The sequence below is a fragment of the Nocardioides sp. BGA-UO-ETr-FS32 genome, assembly GCF_059567905.1.
Genome location: NZ_JCAQOX010000017.1, coordinates 161,243 through 187,078, shown reverse-complemented (window position 1 = coordinate 187,078; position 25,836 = coordinate 161,243). Strand labels below are relative to the sequence as shown.

The 25,836-nt window shown below is 72.0% G+C and carries 16 protein-coding genes; 9 read left to right on the top strand and 7 right to left on the bottom strand.

The features are described 5' to 3' along the window. Window positions 1-32 precede the first annotated feature (32 nt). The 4 genes from AC57BS_RS21095 (at window position 33) to AC57BS_RS21080 (ending at window position 3,090) form a co-directional block, all read left to right on the top strand. Window positions 33-827, top strand: a complete 795-nt coding sequence (locus tag AC57BS_RS21095; RefSeq protein ID WP_496413413.1) for a mechanosensitive ion channel family protein — start codon at window positions 33-35, stop codon at window positions 825-827. A gap of 43 nt (window positions 828-870) precedes the next feature. Beyond that, complete coding sequence (locus AC57BS_RS21090) at window positions 871-1,665, top strand: DUF2382 domain-containing protein (protein WP_496413412.1); 795 nt, start codon at window positions 871-873, stop codon at window positions 1,663-1,665. After that, window positions 1,662-2,294: a hypothetical protein gene (locus AC57BS_RS21085; RefSeq protein ID WP_496413411.1), complete on the top strand. Its 633-nt coding sequence runs from the start codon at window positions 1,662-1,664 to the stop codon at window positions 2,292-2,294. The genes AC57BS_RS21090 and AC57BS_RS21085 overlap by 4 nt, the downstream gene beginning before the upstream one ends. A gap of 85 nt (window positions 2,295-2,379) precedes the next feature. Further along, window positions 2,380-3,090: a GAF and ANTAR domain-containing protein gene (locus AC57BS_RS21080; RefSeq protein ID WP_496413410.1), complete on the top strand. Its 711-nt coding sequence runs from the start codon at window positions 2,380-2,382 to the stop codon at window positions 3,088-3,090. A 28-nt stretch (window positions 3,091-3,118) separates the two neighbouring features. Here AC57BS_RS21080 and AC57BS_RS21075 read toward each other — a convergent pair whose 3' ends face one another. The 3 genes from AC57BS_RS21075 to AC57BS_RS21065 form a co-directional block, all read right to left on the bottom strand. Next, the gene (locus AC57BS_RS21075) at window positions 3,119-3,817 is read right to left on the bottom strand and encodes a GAF and ANTAR domain-containing protein (protein WP_496413409.1); all 699 of its coding nucleotides are present in this window, start codon (window positions 3,815-3,817) and stop codon (window positions 3,119-3,121) included. A gap of 73 nt (window positions 3,818-3,890) precedes the next feature. Further along, entirely contained in the window at window positions 3,891-4,703 is an 813-nt protein-coding gene (locus AC57BS_RS21070; protein WP_496413408.1) for a hypothetical protein, read from the bottom strand. Beyond that, complete coding sequence (locus AC57BS_RS21065; RefSeq protein ID WP_496413407.1) at window positions 4,700-5,227, bottom strand: SigE family RNA polymerase sigma factor; 528 nt, start codon at window positions 5,225-5,227, stop codon at window positions 4,700-4,702. The genes AC57BS_RS21070 and AC57BS_RS21065 overlap by 4 nt, the downstream gene beginning before the upstream one ends. A 131-nt stretch (window positions 5,228-5,358) precedes the next feature. Between AC57BS_RS21065 and AC57BS_RS21060 the strand changes: the two genes are divergently transcribed. After that, window positions 5,359-5,757, top strand: a complete 399-nt coding sequence (locus AC57BS_RS21060; protein WP_496413406.1) for an OsmC family protein — start codon at window positions 5,359-5,361, stop codon at window positions 5,755-5,757. Between the two features lie 12 nt (window positions 5,758-5,769). Here AC57BS_RS21060 and AC57BS_RS21055 read toward each other — a convergent pair whose 3' ends face one another. Both AC57BS_RS21055 and AC57BS_RS21050 read right to left on the bottom strand, forming a co-directional pair. Next, window positions 5,770-7,224 (bottom strand): hypothetical protein, encoded by a 1,455-nt coding sequence (locus AC57BS_RS21055; protein WP_496413405.1) that lies wholly within the window; start codon window positions 7,222-7,224, stop codon window positions 5,770-5,772. 64 nt (window positions 7,225-7,288) lie between these two features. Further along, complete coding sequence (locus AC57BS_RS21050) at window positions 7,289-8,188, bottom strand: ATP-binding protein (RefSeq protein WP_496413404.1); 900 nt, start codon at window positions 8,186-8,188, stop codon at window positions 7,289-7,291. A 90-nt stretch (window positions 8,189-8,278) separates the two neighbouring features. Here AC57BS_RS21050 and AC57BS_RS21045 point away from each other — a divergent pair, with 90 nt between their 5' ends. Continuing rightward, entirely contained in the window at window positions 8,279-10,045 is a 1,767-nt protein-coding gene (locus tag AC57BS_RS21045; protein WP_496413403.1) for a GAF domain-containing SpoIIE family protein phosphatase, read from the top strand. A gap of 4 nt (window positions 10,046-10,049) precedes the next feature. Here the strand turns inward: AC57BS_RS21045 and AC57BS_RS21040 are convergent, their stop codons facing one another. Beyond that, entirely contained in the window at window positions 10,050-15,197 is a 5,148-nt protein-coding gene (locus tag AC57BS_RS21040) for a family 43 glycosylhydrolase (protein ID WP_496413402.1), read from the bottom strand. A gap of 175 nt (window positions 15,198-15,372) precedes the next feature. Here AC57BS_RS21040 and AC57BS_RS21035 point away from each other — a divergent pair, with 175 nt between their 5' ends. From AC57BS_RS21035 to AC57BS_RS21025, 3 genes are all read left to right on the top strand, one after another. Further along, on the top strand, window positions 15,373-19,974 hold the full coding sequence (locus AC57BS_RS21035) for an alpha-L-arabinofuranosidase family protein (RefSeq protein ID WP_496413401.1): 4,602 nt from the start codon (window positions 15,373-15,375) through the stop codon (window positions 19,972-19,974). 1 nt (window position 19,975) lies between these two features. After that, entirely contained in the window at window positions 19,976-23,635 is a 3,660-nt protein-coding gene (locus AC57BS_RS21030) for an immunoglobulin-like domain-containing protein (RefSeq protein WP_496413400.1), read from the top strand. A gap of 93 nt (window positions 23,636-23,728) precedes the next feature. Further along, window positions 23,729-24,769, top strand: coding sequence for an aldose epimerase family protein (locus tag AC57BS_RS21025; protein WP_496413399.1), 1,041 nt, complete (start codon window positions 23,729-23,731; stop codon window positions 24,767-24,769). A gap of 4 nt (window positions 24,770-24,773) precedes the next feature. Here the strand turns inward: AC57BS_RS21025 and AC57BS_RS21020 are convergent, their stop codons facing one another. Next, window positions 24,774-25,712: a LysR family transcriptional regulator gene (locus AC57BS_RS21020; RefSeq protein WP_496413398.1), complete on the bottom strand. Its 939-nt coding sequence runs from the start codon at window positions 25,710-25,712 to the stop codon at window positions 24,774-24,776. Window positions 25,713-25,836: the final 124 nt, after the last annotated feature.

Here is a 25,836-nt window from a genome sequence, read left to right as displayed (position 1 = left end):
TGGCCGCACCGCAAGCCACGGACGGAGGACACATGAGAGACGCACTGCGCGACGGGCTGAGCACCGTCGCCGAGTTCGTGCCCAAGCTGGCGCTGTTCCTGGTCATCCTGATCGTCGGCATCATCATCGCCAAGGTGATCGCCAAGGCGCTGAACGCGGTGCTCGAGCGGGCCGGCTTCGACCGCGCCGTCGAGCGCGGCGGTATCAAGAAGGCGTTGTCCGGGTCCAGGATGGATGCCAGCGACATCGTCGCCAAGCTGATCTACTACACGCTGCTGCTGTTCGTGCTGCAGCTCGCGTTCGGCGTCTTCGGGGCCAACCCGATCAGCCGCCTCATCGAGGACGTCATCCGGTTCCTGCCGAGCCTGGTGGTCGCCATCATCATCCTGGTCGTCGCGGCCTCCATCGCCGCCGCGGTCAAGGGCCTGCTGCAGAACATGCTCGGAGGGCTGTCGTACGGGCGCACCGTGGCGAACATCGCCTCGGCCTTCATCGTCTTCCTCGGAGTCGTGGCAGCGCTGAACCAGGTCGGCGTCGCGACCACGGTCACCACCCCGGTGCTGATCGCGATCCTGGCCACCATCGGCGGTGTCATCGTCGTGGGCGTCGGCGGCGGACTGATCCGTCCCATGCAGCAGCGGTGGGAGCGCTACCTGAGCACGGCCGAGCGTGAGGCGCCGCGCATGAAGGCAGAGGCCGAGAGCGCGCCCTCGGTGCAGGAGCAGGCGAGGTCCGCCGCTCAGGGCATGTCCTCGAGCAGCTCCTCGGTCTATGACCAGCACGCCGACCAGAGCAACGGCCACGACGCCACGTCGCGTCAGTTCTGACCCTCTCGTCATCCCGATCACCCCATCCCACAAGGAGAACAAGATGAACACCAACGACCACGGCCGCCTCATCGGCCAGACGCTCTACTCCAGCGGCAACGACAAGATCGGAAGGATCGGTCAGGTCTTCCTCGACGACGAGACCGGCCGTCCCGAGTTCCTCACCGTCAACACGGGCCTGTTCGGCATGAGCGAGTCCTTCGTCCCTGCCGCCGACGTGGACGTCACCGACGACGGTGTGCGCGTCCCCTTCACCAAGGACCAGGTCAAGGACGCGCCGAACGTCGACGTCGACAGCGGTCACCTCGACCAGTCCGAGGAGCGGCGCCTCTACGACCACTACGGGATGACCTACTCGGAGCGCTCGAGCGACTCGGGCCTGCCCGAGGGCGGCACGACCGGCACGAGCGACACGCGCGGCACCGTGGGCCACGACACCTCGGGTCCCACCACCGACGACGCCATGACCCGGTCAGAGGAGCGCCTCGACGTCGGCACGACGAGCGAGGAGGCCGGCCGTGCCCGCCTGCGCAAGTACGTCACCACGGAGGAGGAGACCGTCACGGTCCCGGTGAAGAAGGAGCGCGCGGTCATCGAGACCGAGCCGGTCACCGGCGCCGACCGCGACCAGGCCCTGTCCGGCCCGGCGATCTCGGAGGAGGAGCACGAGGTGGTCCTCAAGGAGGAGCGCGCCGTGGTCGGCAAGACCGCCGAGCCCGTGGAGCGCGTACGCCTCGACAAGGAGACCGTCACCGATGAGGAGACCGTCAGCGAAGAGGTGCGCAAGGAGCACATCGAGGCCGAGGGTGACGTCCAGGACCGCAGGGGCTCCGTGTGAGCACGAACGCGGACCAGCCTCGTCATGCGCACGACGTGCGCGACGCCGACCACGACGGCGTGCCCGACCGGCACACGGTCGTGGCGCGCGAGAAGGAGGAGCACGGCGGCATCAAGTGGGGCTCGGCGTTCTTCGGCTGGCTCACTGCCGCCGGAACCGCCATCCTCGTGACCGCCCTGCTCAGCGCCATCGGCACGGCCGTCGGGCTCGGCGCACTGTCGGGGCCCCAGCAGGCCGAGCGTGAGGCCACGCAGAACGCCCAGACCGTCGGCATCGTCGGCGCGATCGCCCTGCTGGTCGTGCTGTTCGTCGCCTACTACGCCGGTGGCTACGTCGCGGGCCGGATGGCGCGCTTCGACGGCGCCAAGCAAGGCGTCGCCGTGTGGCTGTGGGCGCTGGTCATCGCGATCATCGTGGCGGTCGTCGTCGCGGTCGCGGGCAGCGAGTACAACGTGCTGTCGCAGCTGAACAGCCTCCCGCGGGTGCCGATCAGCGAAGGTGATCTCGCCACCGGTGGCATCATCACCGCCGTGGCCGCGGTCGTCGCCAGCCTGGGCGGTGCCATCCTCGGGGGCCTCGCCGGGATGCGGTTCCACCGCAAGGTCGATCGCACCGGCCTCGGGGCCTGACGCATCTCACGAGAAGCCGCCCGTCCTCCTTCTGGAGGGCGGGCGGTTTACAATGTAAGCGACGCGATCATGAGGGTCGACGGGCATGAGGGTGAGGGAGGCGCTCGTGGACGCCGCGAAGCTGCTCGGTGGGTTCACCGAGCTCGCCCAGGCGTTGGCTGCTGCGCCTGACGAGGACACTCGCCTCGAGGTGGCGGTGGACGCCTCTGTCGACCTGGTGACCCGGTGTGACCATGCGGGGATCACGATCAACGAGAACGGTCGGCTGGTGACCCGCGCGAGCAGCGACGACCTGGTGTCCCAGGCCAACGCGTTGCAGTCCGAGCTGGGCGAAGGCCCGTGCCTCGATGTCCGCCGGGACCAGAACACGCTCGTCAGCCCGAGCCTGGCCGTGGAGCGGCGGTGGCCGACCTGGGCGCCGCGCGTGCACGCCGAGCTGGGTGTGGACTCGATGATGTCGCTGTTGGTCTACACCGACGAGCAGTCCTTCGGTGCGCTGAGTCTCTACTGCGAGGACGGGTGCCGGTTCGACGCCGACGACGTCGCTGTCGCGCAGGCGCTGGCCGGCCAGCTGTCGGTGATCATGGCGGCGGAGAGGCAGATCGACCAGCTCGGCCTGGGACTGCACAACCGCAACGTCATCGGCCAGGCGCAGGGAATCCTCATGGAGCGTCTCGACGTGACCGCGAGCCAGGCGTTCGACTACCTGCGTCGTGTCTCGTCGCACTCGAACCAGAAGGTCGCGGCGGTGGCTGCCGAGATCGCACGGACGCGTCGCCTGCCCGACGCTCCCTGAGGCCGGTGCTGAGGCCGGAGCGGCCGGCTCACTCGGCGAGGTAGAGGTCCACCAGGACCCGGGCGAGCTTGTGGACGGGCACTCCGGCGCGGTGAGCCGCATCGTGGAGCTGGGCGCTGGCCTCCTCCACGCTGACCTCACGCTCGGCTGCGAGGATCCCGGTTGCGGTGTCGACGACTGCGACCTCCTGCAGCTGTGCCGGCGCCTGCTGGGCGTCGCGGCGGGTGGTGAACGGGAGGTCGGCATTGGCGACCGCACCGGGCGCCCAGGCGCCGAAGACGCCGGCGAGGGCCTCGTGCCTGCCCGCGAAGGTGTCTGCCGCGCGCCCGTAGAGGTTGACCGTCGAGACGACGACATCGCCGTGGACCACGGGGAGCGTCAAGGTGCTCTGCACGCCCGCAGCAGCGCCGGCCCGGGCGAAGTGGTGCCACTGGCGCTCGCTGAGCAGTCCGTCGGGCGTGGCGATCCCGTGGCCCAGGTCGATCGCGTCGACGCACGGGCCGCTGGCGACGTACTGGACGGCGTCGAGGGTGGCGATGTCCTCGTCGGTGGCGACCAGGGTGAACGTCAGGCCGTGCTCGCGGAACGCCAGGCTCACTCCGACGAGTCCCGGCGCCACCTCCTCGGCACGGGCTGCGGTCGTCCTCAGCTGCTCTTCGAGGCTCCCCCCCTCGAGATAGGAATCGACCTCGCCGAGGGCTTGAAGCGTTTCTGGGATGGGCTGCACACACCGGTGGTACCCGAAACAGCGCCTTCGCATCCCAGGCGAGGGCTCCGGGCCCGCACGTGGCTCACGCCTGTCACCGGCGCTCCGACAGCGGCGTTCGGCTGGGCCAGACCTCCATGGTCGACAGGAAGGCCTCGAGGAGCCGCTGGGATCCTCCGTACGACGCGACGAACCGTGACGACTCGGGTCTCCAGACCGCGACCACCGTCATCGCGTCCTGCGCGTAGATCCCCCCGCTGAAGAACGCCTGGACGTCGTTCTCGAACGGCACGAGCAGGCCGGGGTGGCAGTCCCGCCTCTCGAGGCAGAGCTCAACGGCCCGATCGGCGATCCCGGTGCAGGGGGAGTTGCCCGATTGCTCGCAGTAGTTCTCGATCCACTCGACGAGGTAGGCAGTCGACTCCTCACGCGTGCTGGCCTCGAGGGGCGCATTCCACGCGCTCACCCGGACGTGACCGTTCGCCGAGAGGAACGCTTCGTGCGCGGGACTGGCGTGGTCCCGGGCATCGCGCTCCCACGTCCACGTCCGGCTCGCCGGGAGCTCAGTCCAGCTCGGCGGACGGCCGATGGTGAGGTCGTACGTGGTCGACTCGTAGGGCTCCCAGGATCCGGTCTCGAGCGGCGGTTGCGTGCTCGTCGACGGCGGCTCCGATGTGGGCGGTGAGACGGGTCCTGCCGGCGGGGGAGGTGAGCTCGCCTCGCGTCCGGCGACGACGGTGGTGCCCGCGACCAGCAGGGTGACGACGGCAGCAGCGCTCAGCCAGGCGGCCGTCTGTCGCCGGCTCTTGCGGGCTCGGGCACGTATGGCGTCGGGGTCCGGCTCGGGGACGACGACACCGTTCGCAACGTGGTGAACGGCCTGGGCGAGTCGCTGGTCGAGCGTCATGACGTCGCCCCCTCTACGGGGGCGACCGGGCCCGCGGCAGGCTCGCCGAGCAGGTCGGCCAGCCGCCGCGCGGCTGCATGGCTGTGGCTCTTCACCGTGCCGGGCGCCATCGCGAGGGCGTCGGCGATGTCTGCCTCGGTCAGGTCCTCGTAGTACTTCAGGACCATCACCGCCCGTTGTCTTGGTGGCAGACTCAGCACCGCCCTCCAGACGCGCTCGTGCTCGGCGTGCTCCTCCGTCGGATCTCCCCGAGCAGGTTCGTCGCGAAGGAGCATCGGGGACTCGTGTGATGACCGTCGGCGCCACCACGATGCCTCCTGGCTCACCAGGATCTTGCGTGCGTACCCCACGGGGTGTTCCATCGCCGCCACCCGCGGCCAGCGCTGGTAGACGCGGACCAAGGTCGTCTGGAGCAGGTCCTCAGCGCGCTGGTAGTCACCTGTCAACAAGTACGCGGTGCGGAACAGGGTGGCGCTGTGCGCACGCACGAAGTCGGTGAACCGATCCTCGTCGCTCTGCAGCATCTCGCCTCCTCGCCGAGGGCCCAGCGACCGGGCGCTCCCGTACTACCTCAACGTCTCGAGGGCGCACCTGGGTTCAGTGGTCTAGGCGTCGGGGACCCCTCACCGCGGACAGGAGGCGGCACAATCTGAGTATGAACCTGTCACCTCTCGGCGTGCGCGCGACTGCCGGCACCCTTCGCGCCGTGGAAGGGGTCGTGCTGCACCACACCTGGACGGATGAAGGTGTCGTGGCCAGCCCGGCCGGCAACGGCGCCCAGGTGCTCCATCTGTCAGTGGCCCTCTGCGTCCTCAACGACACCTACCGTGAGGCGGAGAGGCTCGGCATCGATATCGCCGGCGTCGCGGTCGAGGCTGATGGGGGTTTCGACGACGAGTGGTCATCGACCGGTATCGCCTACTCCGTGACCCTGGACTCACCGGCTCCGGCCGAGGAGCTGGCTCGCCTCGGTGCTGTGGTCGACGAGGTCGCCGAGATCCCACGCGCGATTCGTGCCGGCGCGGTGGTCGAGAGGCACCGACAGGACGGATGACCCTCGGGGCGATCAGGCGCGCTCGTAGTCCAGTGGCCGGGCGAAGTAGAGCTCGACGCCATCCTTGATGGCCTCGGCCATGGCCGCTGCCTGATCCTCCGTCAACCGGTTGGTGCCGGTGTGGTCGACGAGGAAGGCTTGCCCGTGGGGCGTACGCCAGAGGTGTCGGCCGGGACCGACGACGCAGGTGGTGAGGCCACCGTGGGTCTTGGTGCGATGGTGGCGCCGGCGGAGAGGGCCGGAGTTGTGGGGGCCGGTCTGCCCCGGTGGGCCGGTGTCGTCGTAGGGGACGGCGTGGTCGAAGTCGACGCCGTCGCGGGTGGCCGAGCGCGGGGTGAACGGGAAGCAGTCGCCACCCGCCTGGACCCAGACGTGGTCCTTGACCACCTCGGGGTGCTCGTAGGCGTCGACCCGGCGGCGCATCCGCAGGTCGAGGACGGGCGTGACGGTGACGTCCGCGTGGCCCAGGACCTCGTGCAGCTGGCGTACGTCGACGGGGCCGACGCCCTCGACGCGCGCCACGCCGGTCCCGGTGCGGAGTGCCTCGTCGGTGAGGTGGACGAAGAGCCGGCCACGCCCGCGGAGCTGCGCGAGGCGGTGCGCGGGCATGGCGGTCAGCCGGCCCACGGTCTCGGCGAGGTGGTCCGACGCCCACGTCGGGGCGTCCCCGGCGGTGGTGTCGGTCTCGGTGTCTGTCTCGGCGTGCTCCAGCAGCAGCTTGAGGAGGTCGACCGGACGGGCCAGCCAGCCCAGCGCGATGGAGCGCAGCTCGTCGTGGTTGTGGTCGGCACCCATGGTGGCGCCGAGGATGTCGGCGACGCGGTCGACCATGGCGTCGAGCCAGGCGGCGTCGCCGGCGGTCACCCGCGCGATCAGGTGGCGGTAGCCGAACTCGTCGCAGCGGGAGAGGCGCACGTAGCGCTCGTGGCGCGACCGCTCGCGCTCGGCCCGGTGGGTCTCGGGGTCGGCCTCGATGACCTTCGCCCGGGCGATCTCGAGCACGGTGGACGGTGAGTGCCCGGAGATCGCCTTGGCCACGGCGCGGTCGACCTTCACGACCTGGTCGTCGAGCAGGGCGCGTGAGAGGACCGCGGCCTTGCGCGCCACCCACGGCTCGCACTCGCCGGCCTCCACGACCGCCCAGGTCCGGGGCAGGCGGTGGACGAGGTCGAGGCCGTCGGCGATGAGCGCCCGCGTGGTGGCGGGATGCGTCTCGCGCGCCATGGCCAGCTCGGGGATCGCGTGCTCGCGGACAGGGGGAGTGCCGTCGCCACCTGGGGTGACCATCGGGTCGCGGTCGTCACGGGGGTGGCCGTGGATGGTCGCCCACTGGATCCCGAGCCGGAGCTCCTCCACCTCGGCCAGGCGACGCGTCCGCAGCGCACCGGTGGCCAGGGCCAGCACCTGGGTCGCAGACGACTCATCGGCCGCTGGGAGCGGCTGAGGTGCGGGGCTGCGAGACGACATGCTTGATTCTATCGAACAGATGTTCGACTCGCAAGGCCCTGTGCACGCCCGGCGGCCGGCTCGTTCAGCGCTCCAGCACGAACCACGCACTGAAGCCGTCGGCGTCGCGATCGGACCCCCAGCGGTTGGTGAGGGCGTCCACCAGCTGGAGCCCACGGCCGTGGACCTGCAGGGGGTCGCGCAGGTCCGGCTCGGGCAGGTCGGGAGGGCTCCCGGGGTTGCGGACCTCGACAGTGAGCGTGCCCGCGCCCCAGGTGACCTGCACGTGGCACCCGGACCCGGCGTGGACCACGGCGTTGGTGACCAGCTCCGACATGCACAGGGCGGCTGTGTCGGTCATGTCGTGGTCGACATCCCAGACGGACAGCGTGGCGCGGAGCTCATGACGTGCCGGACCGACCGCTGCCGGGTCGCTGGCGACCGCGAACAACGCGACCCGTGCGCCCGCTGCCGGCGTACGCATCCGGGCGTCGAGATCGCCGGTCTGGGCGACCCGCGTGCTGCGGAGGGCCTCGCCCAGGCGGGCACCCAGGTCCACCAGCTCACGGACAGCCTCGTCCGCGAACCCGGGAGACCGGCGGTAGAACAGGACGAAGGCTCCGAGGGTGTGCCCGTCCGCGACGAGGGGCACGGCCGCCAGCGCCAGCGTCTCCGTCCCCCGTTGGCGCTCGACGAAGGCGGGGTGGCTGTCCTCGAGCTGCCCGAGGCTTCCGATGACGGCGCGGCCGCTGCGTACGGCGGTGTTGAGGGGCACGTCGTCGTAGGCGTCCAGGTGGCACCAGGTCACGGGGCGTTGGCCGGAGTGCTCGGCCGAGGTGAAGTTCAGTCGCCGGCCGCCGCCCTCCGGCAGGGCGAGCCCGGCACGGCGCACGCCGGGGAGCGACGTGAGTGCGTCCAGCGACTGTTCGGCCCACGCGTGGGTGGGCCCTGCGATCGCCGGATCCGGTCCGGGTGCAGCGTTCACGTGTCGAGCGTACGGCGGGAACGTACCCCTTGGGGGTGAGGTGTGTGCGATTCCTGCCCGCCGGGGCCTCGCAGTTGGGATGATGACCGCGTGATCGGCCCAGACGGCTCCGCGGCCCTGTCGGACCGGCTGACCCGTCTTGCGCGCGTCACCGGCGAGCTCGTCGACGCCGACACCGTCGAAGGGGTCTGCAAGGCCGTCGTCACGCACGGCGCCGAAGCGGTCGGGGCGGACCTGGCGTCGATGACCCTCCTCGGCGACGACCGGCGAACCGTGCGCCTCATGGCCCTCAGCGGGGGCCTCGAAGGTGACGAGGAGACGTGGGGCACCTTTCCGCTCACCGTGCGGACGCCGTCTGCCGAGGCCATCCGCACCGGGACCCGCCTGGTCGTCACCGGTCCGCAGGCGATCACCCAGCGCTTCACCGACATGCCCGACCGCGGAGCGCAGACCGTCGTGGCCCTGCCGCTGAGCGCCGCCGGCTCCGTGATCGGTGCCATCGGGCTGGTCTTCGCGCACGCCCGCCACCTCGAGGACGCCGAGGTCGAGCTCCTCGACATCCTGGCCGGCGCCTGCGCGCAGAGCATCGGCCGGATCGCCGCCCAGGAGGACGCGGGTCGCCAGGCTGCCAAGCTCGCGTTCCTGGCCGAGGCGGCCACGGAGCTGGCCAGCAGCCTCGACTACCAGGTCACCCTCGGCAACGTCGCTCGCCTGGCCGTGCCGACGTTCGCCGACTGGTGCGCGATCGACGTCGTCGACGACGGGCGGCTGCGCCGGCTGGCAGTGGCCCACGTCGACCCCGCCAAGGTGGAGCTCGCGCACCAGCTCGCCGAGCGCTATCCCCCGGACCCGGAGGCAGTGCACGGCGCCTGGCAGGTCATGCGCACGGGGCGCAGCGAGCTCATCGCCGAGATCACCGACGAGATGCTCGCGGCCGCGGCGGTCGACGAGGAGCACGCGGCCATCGCTCGCGCCCTCCACCTCCGCAGCGCCGTCACCGTGCCGCTCGTGGCGCGCAACCGCGTGCTCGGGGTGATCACGTGGGTGACGGCCGAGTCGGAGCGGCACTTCACGCTCGATGACCTCGTCCTGGCCGAGCAGCTCGCGAAGCGGGCAGCGGTGTCCCTGGACAACGCCGAGCTCCACAGCCAGACGCTCGCTGCTGCCGTGGAGCTGCAGCGTGCCGTCCTCCCCGATGCCCTTGCCGCGTCGCCGAGGTGGGAGCTGGGGCACCACTACAGCCCCGCGGGCCGCACCGAGGTCGGCGGCGACTTCTACGACGTCGTCGAGCTGGACGACGGTCGCCTGGTGATGTTCATCGGCGACGTGATGGGTCGAGGCGTCGGCGCCGCCGCGGCCATGGCACAGGTCCGCGCCGCGGTCCGGGCGTACGCGTCGCTGGATCCCCGCCCGGCGCTGGTCCTGAGCCGGCTCGACGGGATGTTCGAGCACTACGGCTCGGAGCAGCTCGTCACGCTCCTGTACCTGCTCGCCGACCCGCGCACCGACACCGTGTCCATCGCCAACGCCGGCCACCCGCCGCCCGTCCTGCTGCGGTCGGACGGGTCCGCCCACCGGCTCCCTTCCGCCGACGGCCCGCCCCTCGGCGTCGGTGCCCCGAACCGCACCGAGGAGCACGTGAGCTTCCGGGCCGGCGACGCCGTCGTCGCCTTCACCGACGGTCTGATCGAGCGCCGGGGCGAGGACATCACCGACGGCCAGGACCGGTTGGTCGCCGCCGCCGTGGCCCTTGCGGACGCCCCGCTGGGCGACCTCGTCCACTCGCTGGTGGAGCGGGTGTGCGACCCCTCGCGGGACGACGACGTCGCCGTGCTCGCCGCGCGAAGGCGTAGCTAGTCGCTCAGCGGCGGACGCGGACCTTCGTCCTCGCCGACGACGGGGCCACGGAGTCCGACCCGGCGTACGACACCTTGAGCGTGTGCCTGCCGGCGGTGAAGGCCAGGCGGAGCACGGCCTTCCCGTCGTCGAGCCGCACCCTGCGCACGACCTTGCCGTCCACCCGGACCACCACGCGACCGGTCGCACCGACCGAGGCCGGGACCGAGGCCACCCGCACGGTGACCTTGGTCCGCTCGCCGGCGGTGGGGGTGCGGTCGGCCGGCTTCACCCTGACCGCCGACGGCGCCTTCACCACAGCCCGCGTCTCCGCGGACCGGGCCACGCCCGCAGCACCGCCGGGGCGCGAGGCCGTCACCTGCACCGACATCCGGTGACCCACGTCATCCGCCCCGAGCGGGAACGAGGCCGAGGTCGCGCCGGCGACGGGCACGCCGTCGCGCAGCCACTGGTAGGCGTACGTCAGGCCACCCTGGTCCCAGCCGCCGGGGACGGCGGTGAGGGTCCGGCCGACGGCCGGGTTGCCGGCGACGATCGGGGGAGCGGTCGAGACCGGGGCCGCGGCCACCGGGGTCGGAGCCGTCTCCACGGCGAGCGAGCGGACGGCCGAGGTGTTGTCCGCGACGTCCGTCGCCCGCACGTCGATGCCGTGTGCCGCGCCGTCCAGCTGGACGGGCGAGGTCCACACGACCCACGGGCCGCCGTCGAGGCGGTACTCCCGCACCGCCACGCCCGACGCGTCGTCCGTCGCTGTGAGTGAGAGCTCTCGCTCACTCGAGACCGAGCCCGAGGCCACCGGCGGCGTGTCGTCGACCTTGACCGAGCGCGTCCAGACCTCGCTCCAGATGCCGTTGGCCGAGCGCGAGCGCCACGCCACGTCGTACGAGCCGGCCGGCAGCTGCACCGGGGCGTCGTACGCCGTCCAGGAGCCGTCGCCGAGACGGTACTGCAGCACCGAGCCGCCACCGGACAGGGTGAGCGACGCGTCCGCCCCGAACCACCCGTCGGCACCCTCGTCGGAGACCGACGCCGTGACCGGACCGTCGGCGTAGGCCAGCGGGTCCACCGACGACAGCGTCGGCACGACCTTCTCGATCAGCCCGTCCTCACCGAAGGTGAGCTTGTCGATCGTGGTCTCCCGGTGCGTCCCGTCGCCGCCGGGCGTCTCGAACGTGGGGATCGCGAAGCGGTGGTAGGCGATGTACCACTCGTCGGTCCCGGGCACCTGCACGATCGAGCTGTGGCCGGTGCCGAGGATCCCTTGCGACTCGTCCTTCTCCAGGATCAGCCCGCGGTAGGTCCACGGCCCGGTCGGCGACGTCGAGGTGGCGTAGCCGACGCGGTAGTTCGGCGAACCGGTGTCGTCGATCGCGTAGGTCAGGTGGTAGGTCCCGTCGCGGTAGTTCATGAACGAGCCCTCGCGATAGCCGGTCAGCCCGGACATCGCCGAGATCGTGCCGGGCTTCAGCGAGACCATGTCGTCGGCCAGCTCCGCCATCACCGGGGAGCCGTTGCCCCAGTAGAGGTAGTGCTTGCCCGACACCGGGTCGCGGAAGGCGGCCGGGTCGATGGCCTGGCCGGAGGTGACGGCCTCGTTGTTGAGGATCATCGCCTGCGGCTGCGCCGTGAACGGGCCGGTCGGGCTGTCCGCGACCGCGACGCCGATCGTCTTGCGGTCGAGCGCGGCGTTGTGGCCGGAGAAGTAGAAGTAGTACTTCCCGTCGCGCTCGATGATGGTCGGTGCCCAGGCGTTGCCGGTCGCCCACGGGACGTCGCCGTTGGCGCCGTCGAGGGTGAGGATCGGCTCCTCCGAGCGCGTCCAGTCGGCGAGGTCGGTCGAGCTCCAGACGTAGAACTCCTTGCCGCCCCAGCCGGGGTAGCCGTCGGAGGTGGCGTAGATGTAGTAGGTGCCGTCGAAGACCGCGATGTTGGGGTCGGCGTACAGGCCCGGCAGCACCGGTGAGCGCATCTCGACCGCGGTCACGGTCCAGATCCGGCTCTCCGCGCCGTTGGTGACGGTCAGCGACACCGGCGAGCTGTAGTCGGCCGGGCCGTCCGGCGTGACCGTCGCACCCGCCACCACGGCGTACGCCGGGGTGAGGGCGGTCAGGTCGGTGCCGGGCTGCACGGGAAGGGTGATCCTGCCCGCGGCCGCGTCGATCATCGCGGGCACCTCGAGGGAGTCGAGCCCGACTCCCAGCACGTCGGTCGGGCCGGCGGCGAGCTCGGCCACCTCGGCGCCCGAGAGCGCCCGTGAATAGATCCGGAAGTCGCGCACCTTGCCGCGCAGCCGGTTGTCGCCGGTGTAGGCAGAGCGACCGATGTAGTTGGCGGTCGTGACGCCGTCGCCGATGTCGCCGGGGCGATGGGTGACGTTGGCGTTGCGGGCGACCTGACGGCCGTCGAGGTAGAGCGTCGAGACGCCGTCGCCCAGCGTGTAGGTCAGCGTCTTCCAGGCGCCGCGCTGGAGCGCCGAGCCCGCGCTCATGCCCTGCTCGGTCGTCCAGTTGCCCGACGCGATCGCCGCGCGATAGGTGCTGTTGCCGGTCGTGAAGAGATAGCCCTTGCCGACGCCGTCGGTGCCGGTGTTGCCCAGGTTCCACACGAAGTAGTTGCCGGACTGGGCCGGGTCGACCCACACCTCGGTCGACACGGTGATGTCGTCGAGGCCGGTCATCATGTTGTCGGGCAGCTTCACGTGGCCGGTCGAGCCGCCCAGCGTCAGCGCGCCGTCGGCGAAGCTGGCGTCACCGGTGACGGTGCCGTCGTAGCCGTGGCCGCTCACGTCCTCGGCGTCGCCGGTCAGCGGGAGGTGCGCGACCAGTCCGTCATCGTCGCTCTGCACCGGCGGCGGGGGAGCGGGCAGGTCGGCGCGCAACGCGTCGAGCTCGGCCTGCGTGACCGGCAGCACCGTGCCGTGGCGCGGGCTGGCCGGCAGCTTGTAGTCGGCCGGCACCTTCCAGTCCGGGTTGTCCAGGTCGTCGGTGGTCAGCGGGATGTAGCCGCGGCCGCCGTACTCGTCGACGAACAGGTAGTACTGCCCGCCGGAGGTGTCACCGGGGTTGCGCTTGAAGACGGTCGGGCCCTCGACCGCCGACGTGCCGGCGTCGCGGCCGATGCAGCCGTCCTGGAAGTCCCACGCCTTGGAGCCGACCAGGTCGGGCTCGGTGAGGCTGTCGTTCTTCTCCTGGATGATGTCGGAGCACCCGGTGGTGCCGGCGCCCTCGTCCTTGGTGAAGCGGTAGTAGGTCTCGCCCTCCTTGATGACGGTCGAGTCGATGCGCGAGGACCCGATGTCCTGCCAGATCTTCGCCTCGCTGAAGGTCACGAAGTCGCGCGTCGTGGCGTAGAGCATCCGGTTGTACGTGCCGCCGGTGTGGCCCGGGTCGTCCTCGGCGTAGAGCTTCGACGCCCAGAACACGACGTACTGCTGGAGGTCCTCGTCCCAGTACGCCTCCGGCGCCCAGGTGTTGCCCGCGGTCGGCGGGGACACCAGCACGTGGCGCTGCTCCGACCAGTTGACCAGGTCGGTCGACTCCCAGATCTCGAGGTAGCGGCTGCCCTGGCGCTGGGCGCGGTCCCAGTCGCCGTTGCGGCCGATCGACAGGTCGGTGGCGATCAGGAAGAAGCGGTCACCCTCGGGCGAGCGGATCAGGAACGGGTCGCGCAGGCCGAGCTCGCCGTACGTCGACTCGAGCACCGGCTCGCCGTTGTTGAGCTCGTCCCAGCGGAGCGCGTTGTTGCCGCGGCTGGCCGCGAAGTAGATCTTCTCGCCGGCGATCGAGTTGTTGGTGAAGTAGCTGAAGGCATAGCCGGCGTACGGCGCGGGGGCGGGCGCCTCGCGCACGGTGAGCGGGAAGTCGCGGGTCGCCGTGGCCTCGCCGACGGTGACCGTGGCGGTCAGGGTGACGCTCGCGTCGCCGGCGCCGGGCGCGGGCCGCTGCACGATGCCGTCGGCCGCGACGGTCGCGGGGGCCGACGACGCCCAGCTGATCGTCGCGCCCATCTCGCCCTCGCTGGGCAGCGTGAGGTGGCCGCGTACGTCGTCGGGGTGCACGAGCTCGATCGCCGCGGCGGCGGCGTCGGCCTTGGCCTGGTCGCCCTCGTCGGGCAGGACGGTCGCGGTGAAGGCCTTCGTCGCGGTCTCCGAGCCGCGGGTCAGGGTCGCGGTCAGCGTGACGACCGCCGGGTCGGCGCCGGGGCCGGGGCGGGTGACCGCGCCGGCGTCGCTGATCACGGCGGTGTCGGAGGAGGCCCACGCGATGCTCGAGCCGAAGGGGCCGGTGGCCGGCAGGGTGAGGTCGTCGGTGACGCCGGACAGGTCGCCGAGGCTGAGCGCCTCGACGTCGGAGGCGAGGCGGTTGGCGTCGGTCAGCGAGATCGCCGCGACCTCCTCGGAGGTCAGCGCGCGGTCGTAGACACGGAAGTTGCGGAGCTTGCCCTTGAGCGTGTTGTCGGTGGCGTAGTTGGACTCGCCGAGCACGTTGTTGGTCGTGGTGCCGTTGCCGATCGCGCTCGGCAGGACGGTGACGGTGGTGCTCTGCCCGACCTGGACGCCGTCCTCGTAGAGCGTGCCGGTGGTGCCGGTCTGGGTGTAGGTGACGGTCTTCCACACGCCGCGCGCCAGGTTGCCGCCCGAGCTACGCGCGGTGACCCGCTCGCCCGACCAGTTGGTGGTCGTCGTCGCCGCCCGGAACGCGTTGCCGCTCGCCATGAGGTATCCGGTGCCCGAGCCGGAGGACGCGGTGTTGCCGAGTCCCCAGATGAAGTAGGGCGTCGCCTGCGAGGTCTCGATGAAGACGTCGGTCGACACCGTGATCGCCGACAGCCCCGCCATCAGGTCGTTCGGCAGCTTGACGTGGTCGTCGACGCCGTCGAGGGCGAGGCCGCTCGTGCCGGTCCAGGTGCCACCGCCTGTCAGCGTGCCGTTGAGCCCGTTGCCAGAGGAGTCGACCACCGTGGTGCCGGACTCCTGGGTGAGGTCGTAGCGCAGGAGCAGGCCCTCGGTGACGTCCGCCGCGTTCGAGAGGGCTGCTGCTGCCGGCGCCGTGGGCACTGCAAGCAGGAGCCCGGCCAGCATCGCCAGCACGATGCTCGTGGCAGCGGCGATGGCGGACGGGCGTGGGGCGCGGGGGCGGTCGACGTCGGGCATGAGGTCCTCTTCGGCATGTGAGCGTTAACAGACGCAGTGTGACCACGGTCACCGTGATTCGTCAACGTTCCCATGCGAAAGCGGGACAGCCCTTGACGTGCGTCGTGTTAGCGCTAACACTTTCGCTGTGGTGCCCGTCACATCCGCGTGGCGGCCCTGGACCTCGAGGACCACGATGACCCTGCTCCACCGCCCGGCCGCCGCCCTCACCGCCGCCGCCCTGCTCGCTGCCGGACTGGCCGCCACGACGGCCGCGACGCTCCCCGCGTCGGCCGCCGAGGGCGACGTCACCTGGACCGACACCTTCGACGGGTCGTCGCTCGACGAGCGGTGGCACGTGGTGAACCCCGACCCCGCGAACCTCGCGGTCGCCGACGGCGCGCTGCGCATCGCCGGCCAGCCCGGAGACACCTACCAGGGCAACAACACGGCCAAGAACGTCGTCGTCCTCGACGTCCCGGCCGGCGACTTCACCGCCACCGCCGACGTGTCCGCCGCGGTCGCGAAGGTCTACCAGGGCGCCGGCCTCATCGCCTGGCAGGACATGGACAACTACCTCCGCTCCGGGCTCACCTTCGTCGGCAACCTCTCGCCGTCGGGCACCGCCATCGAGACCGACGTCGAGACCGGCGCGGCCTTCAGCGCCGTCGGCTTCGCCGACCGCCCGGGCTCGAGCGCCGAGCGGTTGCGCCTCCAGCGGGTCGGCGACACCCTCACCTCGAGCTTCTGGGACGGGGCGGCGTGGGTCACTGCCGCCACGACCGACGTCTCCTTCGACACCACCCAGGTCGGCCTCTACGCGCTGGCCGCGCAGGACGGCACGGTCTTGCCGGCCGCCTTCGACTCGTTCACCATCGAGCACGGCGCCGGCGCCGACGTCACCCCGTCGGGCCCGTTCGTGCTGCAGGCCGACGGCGAGGAGCCGTACGTCGTCCTCGACGGTGCGACGCTGCGGCTGAGCGCCGAGCAGCCCACCGCCAGCCTGCGGATGCGGGCCACCGACGCCGGGCTCGTCACCGACGACGGCCCGGTCGTGCTGCGCGACGGCGCGCTCGAGATCGGCGCCGTCGACGACGAGCCCACGCCGCTGCGGCTCACCGACGCGGGCGGCGGCAAGGTCGTGCTGCGCGACGCGGCCGACCCCGCGGCGTACGTCACCGCGGGCGACGACGGCGCGCTGGTCACCGGCACCGAGGACGCCGCCGTGCGCTTCCTGCTCTCCGAGGTCGGCGAGGGCACCTCGACGCTGACCATCGACGGCGACGGCACCGGCGCCGAGATCAACGACGACATGTTCGGCATCTTCTACGAGGACATCAACTACGCCGCCGACGGCGGGCTCTACGCCGAGCTGGTGCGCAACCGGTCCTTCGAGTTCAACTCCTCCGACAACGGCTCCTTCACCGGGATGACCGCCTGGCAGGTGCTCGACCGCAGCGGCTCCGGCAGCACCGCGACGGTCGTCGACGACGCCGCCCGGCTCAACGAGATGAACCGCAACCACCTGCGCCTGACCGCCGCCGCGGCCGGCGACGGGGTGCGCAACATCGGCTGGAACAACGGCTTCGCGGTCAAGGCGGGCGCGACGTACGAGGGCTACGTCTGGGCGCGCAGCACCACCGCCCAGCAGCTGACCGTGCGCCTGGAGAACGTCGCCGGCGACGCCACCATCGCCTCCGCCCCGATCGCGCTCGACGGCTCGGACACGTGGAAGAAGCACCCCTTCACGCTGACCGCCGCGACCACCACCGACGCGGGTCGGCTCGCCGTCCTCGCCGGCGCCCCGTCCGTCGTCGGCCTCGACATGGTCTCCCTGATGCCGACCGACCGCTGGGTCGGGCCGGTCAACGGCAAGTCCGACCTCCGCAAGGACCTGATGGAGAAGGTCGCGGCGATGGACCCCGGCTTCCTCCGCTTCCCCGGCGGCTGCGTCACCAACGTCGGCACCTTCCGCACCTACGAGGAGAGCGGCTGGACCGACCGTCGCCGCACCTACCAGTGGAAGGAGACCATCGGCCCGGTCGAGGAGCGGCCCACCAACTGGAACTTCTGGGGCTACAACCAGTCCTACGGAATCGGCTACCTGGAGTACTTCGAGATGGCCGAGGACCTCGGCGCCGAGCCGCTGCCCGTCGTCTCGGTCGGCGCCAACGGCTGCGGCGGCGCCGGCATCCCGGAGATGAAGGACCCCGAGCTGATCGAGCGCTGGGTCGACGACACCGTCGACCTCATCGAGTTCGCCAACGGCGGCACCGACACCGAGTGGGGCGCGAAGCGCGCCGAGCTCGGCCACCCGGAGCCCTTCGGCCTCGACATGATCGGCCTCGGCAACGAGGAGAACACCACGACCTTCGAGGCCAACTTCCCGGCGTTCCGCGACGCGATCGCGGCGAAGTACCCCGACATCCAGATCATCTCGAACTCCGGCCCAGACTCCTCCGGCGCCCGCTTCGACACCCTGTGGGACTTCAACCGCGAGCAGGACGTCGACCTCGTCGACGAGCACTACTACCGCGACCCGCAGTGGTTCCTGGAGAACCACCACCGCTACGACTCCTACGACCGCGAGGACCCGCTGGTCTTCCTCGGCGAGTACGCCTCGCGCGGCAACACGCTCTACAACGCGCTCGCCGAGGCGTCCTACATCACCGCGCTCCAGCGCAACGCCGACGTCGTGCGGCTCGCGTCGTACGCCCCGCTGCTCGCCAACGAGTCGCACGTGCAGTGGAACCCCGACGCCATCTGGTTCGACAACGACGAGTCGTGGGAGACGCCCAACTGGGAGGTGCAGAAGCTCTTCGGCACCAACGTCGGCGACGAGGTCGTGCCGAGCACGTACGACGGGCCGGCCGACGCCGTGCAGCCCATCACCGGCGGCGTCTTCCTCTCGACCTGGGCGACCGCAGCGGCGTACGACAACGTGACCGTCACCTCCAACGACACCGGCGAGACGCTCTTCTCCGACGAGTTCGCCGACGCCGGGCAGTGGTCTCCGCAGTCCGGGACGTGGGCGGTCAACGGTGGCCGCTACGCCCAGACCAGCACGTCGGTCACCGACGCCCGGTCGATCCCGACCGGCGCCTACGACCAGGACTGGAGCAACTACACGCTCGAGCTCGACGCCACGAAGACCGCCGGTTCGGAGGGCTTCCTCGTGGGGTTCGGCGCGACCGGCACCAACGACTTCTACTGGTGGAACCTCGGCGGCTGGAACAACACCCGTTCGGTCCTGCAGCGCGCCACGGGCGGCTCGGCCGGCGAGGTCAAGGCGCTCGAGGGCCGCAGCGTCACCACCGGGCAGACCTACCGGGTCAAGGTCGTCGTCGACGGCACCCACATCGAGCTCTGGCTCGACGGTGAGCTGCAGATGGAGTACGACCAGCCCGCGCCGCCGGCCGACGTGCACCAGGTCGTCACCCGAGACGTGAAGACCGGTGACCTCGTCGCCAAGGTGGTCAACACCTCGACGCGGCCCGCCCGCACCCGCATCGACATCAGCGACGCGGGCATCGAGGGCACCGCCACCGTCACCACCCTGAGCGGCGCGCCCGGGGCCACCAACACCAAGGCGAACCCGAACGCGATCAAGCCGCGGGTGCGTCAGGTGTCCGGGATCGGTGAGTCCTTCACCTACGAGTTCCCCGCGTCCTCGGTCACCTTCATCCGGATGCGCACCGCCGACGCGGTCGCCCCCGTGGTGGACCGCCTCGAGGTGGACGGCGAGGGCGTCAACGGCTGGTACGCCGAGCCCGCGACCGTGCAGGTCGGCGCCACCGACGACCGCGACGTCGCGCGGCTCGAGGTCTCCATCGACGACGGCGCCTGGACGACCATCGACGGCACGAGCGGCGAGGTCACCGTGTCCGGCGACGGGCTGCACACGGTCGCCGTCCGCGCGGTGGACGCCGCCGGCAACGTCGGCGAGGTCCGCCCGCTCACGGTGGGCATCGACGCCAGGGCCCCGGTCACCCGGGCCACCCTCGACGGTCGCACCGTCACCCTCGCCGCGGCCGACGCCGGCGCCGGCGTGGACCGCATCGAGCACCGCCTCGGCGACGGCCCGTGGACGGCGTACGACGCGCCGGTGCAGGTCGGCGACTCCGCGACCGTCGTCGGCTTCCGCGCCGTCGACCGCCTCGGCAACGTCGAGCAGGCCGGTGTCCTCCAGGTCCCCGCGGCGGGCGTGCAGCTGGCGGCCACGGCGACCGCCGCGGTCGTGGACCCTGAGATCGTCCGGCTCGGCCGGTCCGCGGACATCGCCGTGACGGTCACCGGCGACGGCTCCACCCCGACCGGGACGGTCACCGTCGTGGCCGGGTCGACCGCGCTGGCGAGCGGTGCCCTCGTCGACGGCCGCGTGACCCTGCGCGTCGACACCGAGGACCTCGGGGTCGGCAGCCACCCGCTGACCGTCCGCTACGCCGGCGACGCCACCCATGCGGCGTCGCAGGACACCGTGACCCTCCGGGTGCGGAAGGCGAGGTCCCGGACGGACGTCGTCGTGAAGCACCGCTCGCCCGCCGCCCGCAAGGCCGTCGTCGTGGCCAAGGTGCGCGCAGCCGTCGCCGCCACGGGCTCGGTGCGCGTCACGGTCCGCAGCTCCGGGAGGTCCCGGACGAAGACCGTGGCGCTCCGCGGGGGGAAGGCCCGGCTCGTCCTGCGCGGTCTCGCCCGGGGCACCCACCGCATCACCGTGGCGTACGCCGGCTCGCCGGACGTCGCACCCTCGCGGGCGAGCACCGTCCTGCGGGTCACCCGCCTCGAAGGGAAGAACTGACATGGCCAGCAAGTGGATCGCCGGCGCTCTCGCGCTGGCCGCCTCGATGGGCGGCGTCGTCGCCGGGGTCGGCCCGGCCTCCGGAGCCGCCGCGGACCTCGAGACCGGGCTGGTCGGCTGGTGGAAGCTCGACGAGACGTCCGGCACCGTCGCCGCCGACTCGTCGGGCAACGGTCGCAACGGCACCGTGGCCGGCGCGGCCACGTGGAACGGCGGCGACGGCTTCACCTTCAGCGGCGGCGCCAACAGCTCGGGCAACGCGATCACCCTCCCGGACAACCTGCTGTCCGGCCTCGAGGACGTCACCGTCGACTTCGACGTGTGGGTCGACCCGAGCCTGACCAGCGGCAACTGGTTCATGTACAACCTCGGCAACGCAGCGACCTACCCCGACGGCACGGGCTACCTCTTCACCACCAACGACAGCTCCAACCGGCTGCGCTCGACGATCGCGGAGGGCGGCTTCGCCACCGAGCAGAGCGCGTCGCGGCCCGGCCGGGTCCCGACCGGGCAGTGGCGCCACATCACCTTCAGCATCGACGGCGGCACGCCCGCCGCCCCGGGGGCGGCCCGGGTCTACGAGGACGGCGTCCTGGTCGCGTCCAACGCCAACCTCACCACCAACCCCGGGCTGCTCGGGGAGCCGGACGGCACCACCACCCGCAACGTGCTGGGCCGCTCCGCCTATGGCGGCGACCTGTCCTTCAAGGGTCGGCTGCGCGACTTCCGCGTCTACTCCCGCGCCCTGACCGGCGAGGAAGCCTCGGCCAGCGCCGCGGACACCAACACCGCCGCGGCCGAGGCGGACGCCGCCGCCCTCGACCTCGGTGACACCGCCGTCACGTCCGACCTGGCCCTCCCGGCCACCGGCACCCGCGGCACCACGATCACCTGGGCCACGAGCGACGCGGCCGTGGTGGAGGCCGACGGCACGGTGCACCGCCCGGCGTACGGCGCCCCCGACGGCGAGGCGACGCTGACAGCGACCGTCACCCGCGGCGACGTGTCCCGCACCGCCGGCCCCTTCGCCGTGACCGTGCTCGCCGAGGAGCAGGACGACGCCGGCAAGGCGCAGGCCGCGATCGACGCCGTCGAGCTCGTCCACCCCGACGACGTGCGCGGCAACCTGACCCTGCCCGCCGCCGGCCTGCACGGCACGACGTTCGACTGGGCCAGCAACTACCCCGCAGTCGTCACGGCCACCGGCGAGGTCAGCCGCCCCGCCCACGGCGGCGACCCGGTCGACGTGGTCCTCACCGTGACCGGCACGCTCGGCGACGCCACCGCGACCCGCTCGATCACCGTCCGCGTACGCCCGCTGCCCGCGCCCGCGGACTACGAGGCGTACGCCTTCGCCTACTTCGCCGGTGAGAGCACCGACGACGGCGAGAAGATCTTCCTCGGCGCGAGCCGCGGCAACGACCCGCTCGACTACGACGTGCTCAACGACGGCCGGCCGGTGCTGGAGTCGCAGCTCGGCACGAAGGGCCTGCGCGACCCGTTCATCATCCGCTCCGCCGAGGGCGACCGCTTCTTCCTGCTGGCCACCGACCTCAAGGCCTACCCGGCCGTCGACTTCGGTGAGGCGCAGGAGACGGGCTCGAAGTACCTCGAGGTCTGGGAGTCCACCGACCTCGTGAACTGGTCCGACCAGCGCCACGTCAAGGTCTCCTCCGACCTCGCCGGCAACACGTGGGCGCCCGAGGCGTTCTGGGACGCGGAGGCGGGCGAGTACGTCGTCTACTGGGCGTCCGCGTTCTACCCGAGCGCCGACGCGACGAACCGTGACATCAACACGTCCTACCAGCGGATGGTCTATGCCACGACCCGCGACTTCGTGACCTTCAGCGAGCCGCAGCCGTGGATCGACGTCAAGCGCGGCACCGGCCGCGGGATGATCGACGCCACGATCGTCCGCGACGGCGACACCTTCCACCGGTTCGTCAAGGACGAGGCCGTGATGACCCCGCGCCAGGAGCGTTCGACCGACCTGCGGGCCACCGTCAGCGGCTCGCTCCCGACGACGACGTCGACGCCGGGTTGGCAGCTGGTGCGCGACCAGGTCGGCGTCGGCCAGCCCAACCCGTGGGGCGGCACCTACACCCAGGGCGAGGGCCCGACGGTCTTCCCCGACAACGAGGTCGAGGACCGGTGGTACATGTTCATCGACCAGCCGAGCTACCACGGCGGTCGCGGCTACCTCGCGTTCCGCACCGACGACATCGACAGCGGCGACTGGCAGTCCGTGCCGACCGCCGACCTGCCGAGCAGCCCGCGGCACGGCACGGTGATCCCGGTGACCCAGGCCGAGCTCGACACGATGCGCGCGGCCTACCAGCCCGACCTCCTCATCGAGTCGGTCGCCGACGCGACGGTGACGACGCGCGAGGGCACCGCGCCCGCGCTGCCCGCCACGGTCGCGGCCGAGCTGGGCGACGGGTCGACCGAGCAGGTCGAGGTGCGGTGGGACGACGTCGACCCCGCGGCGTACGCCGAGCCCGTCACGTTCACCGTGACCGGCACGGTCGTGCGCGGGTCGGCCGACCAGCCGGTCGCGACGGTCACCGTCACCGACGCCGCCGACCCGGTCGTCGCCCTGTCCGCCGGCACGCCGAGCGGGACGGCCGGCTGGTGGGTCACCGACCCGGTGCCCGTGACCGCCACGGCGACCGACGCGTCCGGGGTCGAGAGCGTCTCGACGTCCGTCGACGGCTCGCCGTGGGCGACCACGACGGGTGCCACGGCCTCGGCCGCGGTCACCGGCGACGGCACCCACACGGTCCGGGCCCGCGCGGTCGACGTCACCGGCAACCAGTCGGCGACGGAGTCGCTCGAGGTGCGGGTCGACGCGACCGACCCGGTCAGCCGCGCGACGTACGACGCCGGGCGCCGCGTGACCGTGCGCGCCGCCGACGCCACCTCCGGCCTGCTGCGGGTCGAGACCCGCGTCGGGTCGGGTGCCTGGACGGCGTACGACGGCCCGGTCGCGGTCGGTGCGGCCCGGACCGTGGAGTACCGCGCGGTCGACCGTGCCGGCAACGTCGAGCCCGCCAACACCCTGTCGCTCCCGGCAGTCGGCGGCGAGCAGGTGGTGACCTCCGTGGCCGCCGCCGTCCGCGAGGTCTCGCGCTTCGGTGCGGAGGTCCCTGTCGTGGTGCGGGTCGCCGGTGCGAGCGGGGTGCCTGCGGGCACCGTCCGCGTCGTCAGCGGCGACCGGCTCGTCGGCACCGGTGAGCTCGTGGACGGACGCGTACGACTGCCCGTCGACACCACCGTGCTGGGCGTGGGCAGCCACGACCTGCAGGTGAGGTACGACGGCAGCTCCGGCCACGCCGCGTCGACGGCGACCGTGCCGCTGCGGGTGGTCCGGGCCGGGTCCAGCACCCGGGTGCGGGTCGAGCGCACGGCGGGCGGCACGCGGTTGGCGGCGCGCGTACGGGTCGTCACGGACCCGGCCGGGCAGGCGCCCGAGCGCGTGCGCGCCGTGCTGGTCCGCAACCAGCGGGTGCTGCGGTCGACCTGGCTCGACCTCTCCGACGCCGGACGCGCGCGCTGGACGGTCGCACCGAAGCGGCCCGGCGCCTACGTCGTCCGCGTGGTGACGCGTCGCTCGGAGACGCTCGCCGGCTCGAAGGACTCGGCGCGGCTGCGGCTGCGCTGACACAGGCTGGCCGGCCGGGGATGGTGTGAGGATCAACCCCGGCCGGTCGGATCCACCCGCCGCCCGCAACGCCCGATGCCTGAGGATGGTCCTGTGACCCGAGACCGTGTGTTCGGCCAGCTGCCCGAGGGGCGCGACGTGCGCCTGCTGACGATCGGCGCCGAGCCCGGCCCGGTGGTCGAGGTGCTCACCCTCGGCGCGACGGTCCACCGGCTGGTCGTCGCGTGCGGGGACGGCGAGCGGCGCAACGTCGTGCTCGGCCACCCCGATGTGGAGGAGCGGCTGGCGAGCGGCGACTACGTCGGCGGGACGATCGGCCGCTACGCCAACCGCATCGATGCCGGGCGCTTCACCCTCGACGGCCGCGACGTCCAGGTGGGCACCCACGACCGTGGCAACAGCCTGCACGGCGGCCCGGACGGGTTCGACGTACGCCTCTGGGACGTCGTCACCCACGACGCCGACGAGGTCGTGCTGGCGCTGGTCAGCCCGGACGGCGACCAGGGCTTCCCCGGCGCGGTGACGGCCACCGTCCGCTACGTCGTCGACGGCGACGCGGTGCGCGTCACGATGGAGGCGACGACCGACGCGCCCACCGTCGTCAACCTGACCAACCACGCCTACCTCAACCTCGGCGGCGAGGGCTCCGGCACGATCGACGGCCACGAGCTGCTCGTCGAGGCCGACGAGTTCACGCCGGTCGACGCGACCGGGATCCCGGTCGGCGGGCACGCGCCCGTCGCCGGCACGCCGTTCGACCTCCGCGTGCCGACGCCGATCGGACCTGCGGTGCGCACCGAGCACCCGCAGGTCGCCGACGCCAGGGGCATCGACCACAACTACGTCGTGCGCGGCACCGGGCTGCGCCGCGCCGCGGTGCTCACCTCGCAAGCCACGCGCACGAGCGCGGAGGTGTGGACCGACCAGCCGGGCCTGCAGGTCTACACCGGCAACTTCCTCGACGGCACCCGCCGCTCCACCAGCGGCGGCCGCTACCGCCAGGGCGACGGGGTCGCGCTCGAGCCGCAGCTCTTCCCCGACTCGCCCAACCGGCCGGAGTGGCCGTCCGCGGTGCTGCGGCCCGGGGAGGCGTACGTCTCCCGCCTCGAGTGGCGGTTCGGCTCGACGCGCTGAGGGTTCAGCGCCCGGTGTAGCCCGAGGCGGTCTCCACCAGCACGTCGTGCAGCGCGAGCTCGGCCGCGCCGCGCACCCGTCCGGCCCGGTGCGCGACGAGCACCCTGCGTGACGGCGCGCTGGAGCCCAGCGAGATGACGCGGACGTCGGGGTGCTGGTTGACGGTCGCCGTACGCGGGGCGAGCGCGATGCCGAGGCCGACGCTGACCATCGCCTGGGCCTCCTGGTAGTCGTTGGCCTGGAACGCGATCGTGGGGGAGAACCCTGCGGCGACCGCGCTGCGCTCGAGCACCTCGACGACCGGATGGCCCCCGGCACGGATGATCCAGGGCTGGTCGGCGAGCGCGGCGATGTCGACGGTGCGGCGCCTGGCGAGGCGGTGCGAGGCGCCGACGAGCAGCACCGTCGGGTCGGTGAAGAGCTCGGTCAGCACGAGCTCGTCGTTGTGGACGCGGTCCCACTCGTAGTCCCAGAGGAACGACATCGCCACCGCCCCCTCCTCGAGCATCCGCACCAGGTGGTCCTCGCGACCGCTGCTGATGGTGAGCGCGATGTTGGGGTAGAGCTCGCGGTAGCGGCGCACGGCCAGTGGCAGGAACGAGCTGCCCACGGTGGGGAAGGTGCCGAGGGTGACGCTGCCGCGGCGCACGCCGGCGATGTCCTGCAGGTCGGCCTCGGCGGCGGCCAGCTGGCGCACCACCTTGCGCGCGTGGGTGGCGAGCACGAGCCCGGCGTCGGTGGGCCGCATGCCGCGGGCGTGCCGGTCGAGCAGGGGCTGCCCGGCCTCGCGCTCGAGGCGCAGCAGCTGCTGGGAGACGGCGGACGGTGTGTAGCCCAGCGCGGCGGCGGCTCCGGTGACCGAGCCCTCCTCGACGATCGCGAGCAGCACCTGGAGGCGTTTGACGTCGAGCACCGCACCAGTCTGCCTGAAGAACTGCTTCACGGCTATGAAGATCGGTCCACCCGCGGTTGAAGGTGCGCAGTGGGTGCCCAGGTGCGACCGGCGGCGGAGAGTGTGTAGCGATGCTTCATGGACCTGTGTAGATCCGTGATTGTGCTACAGGTCA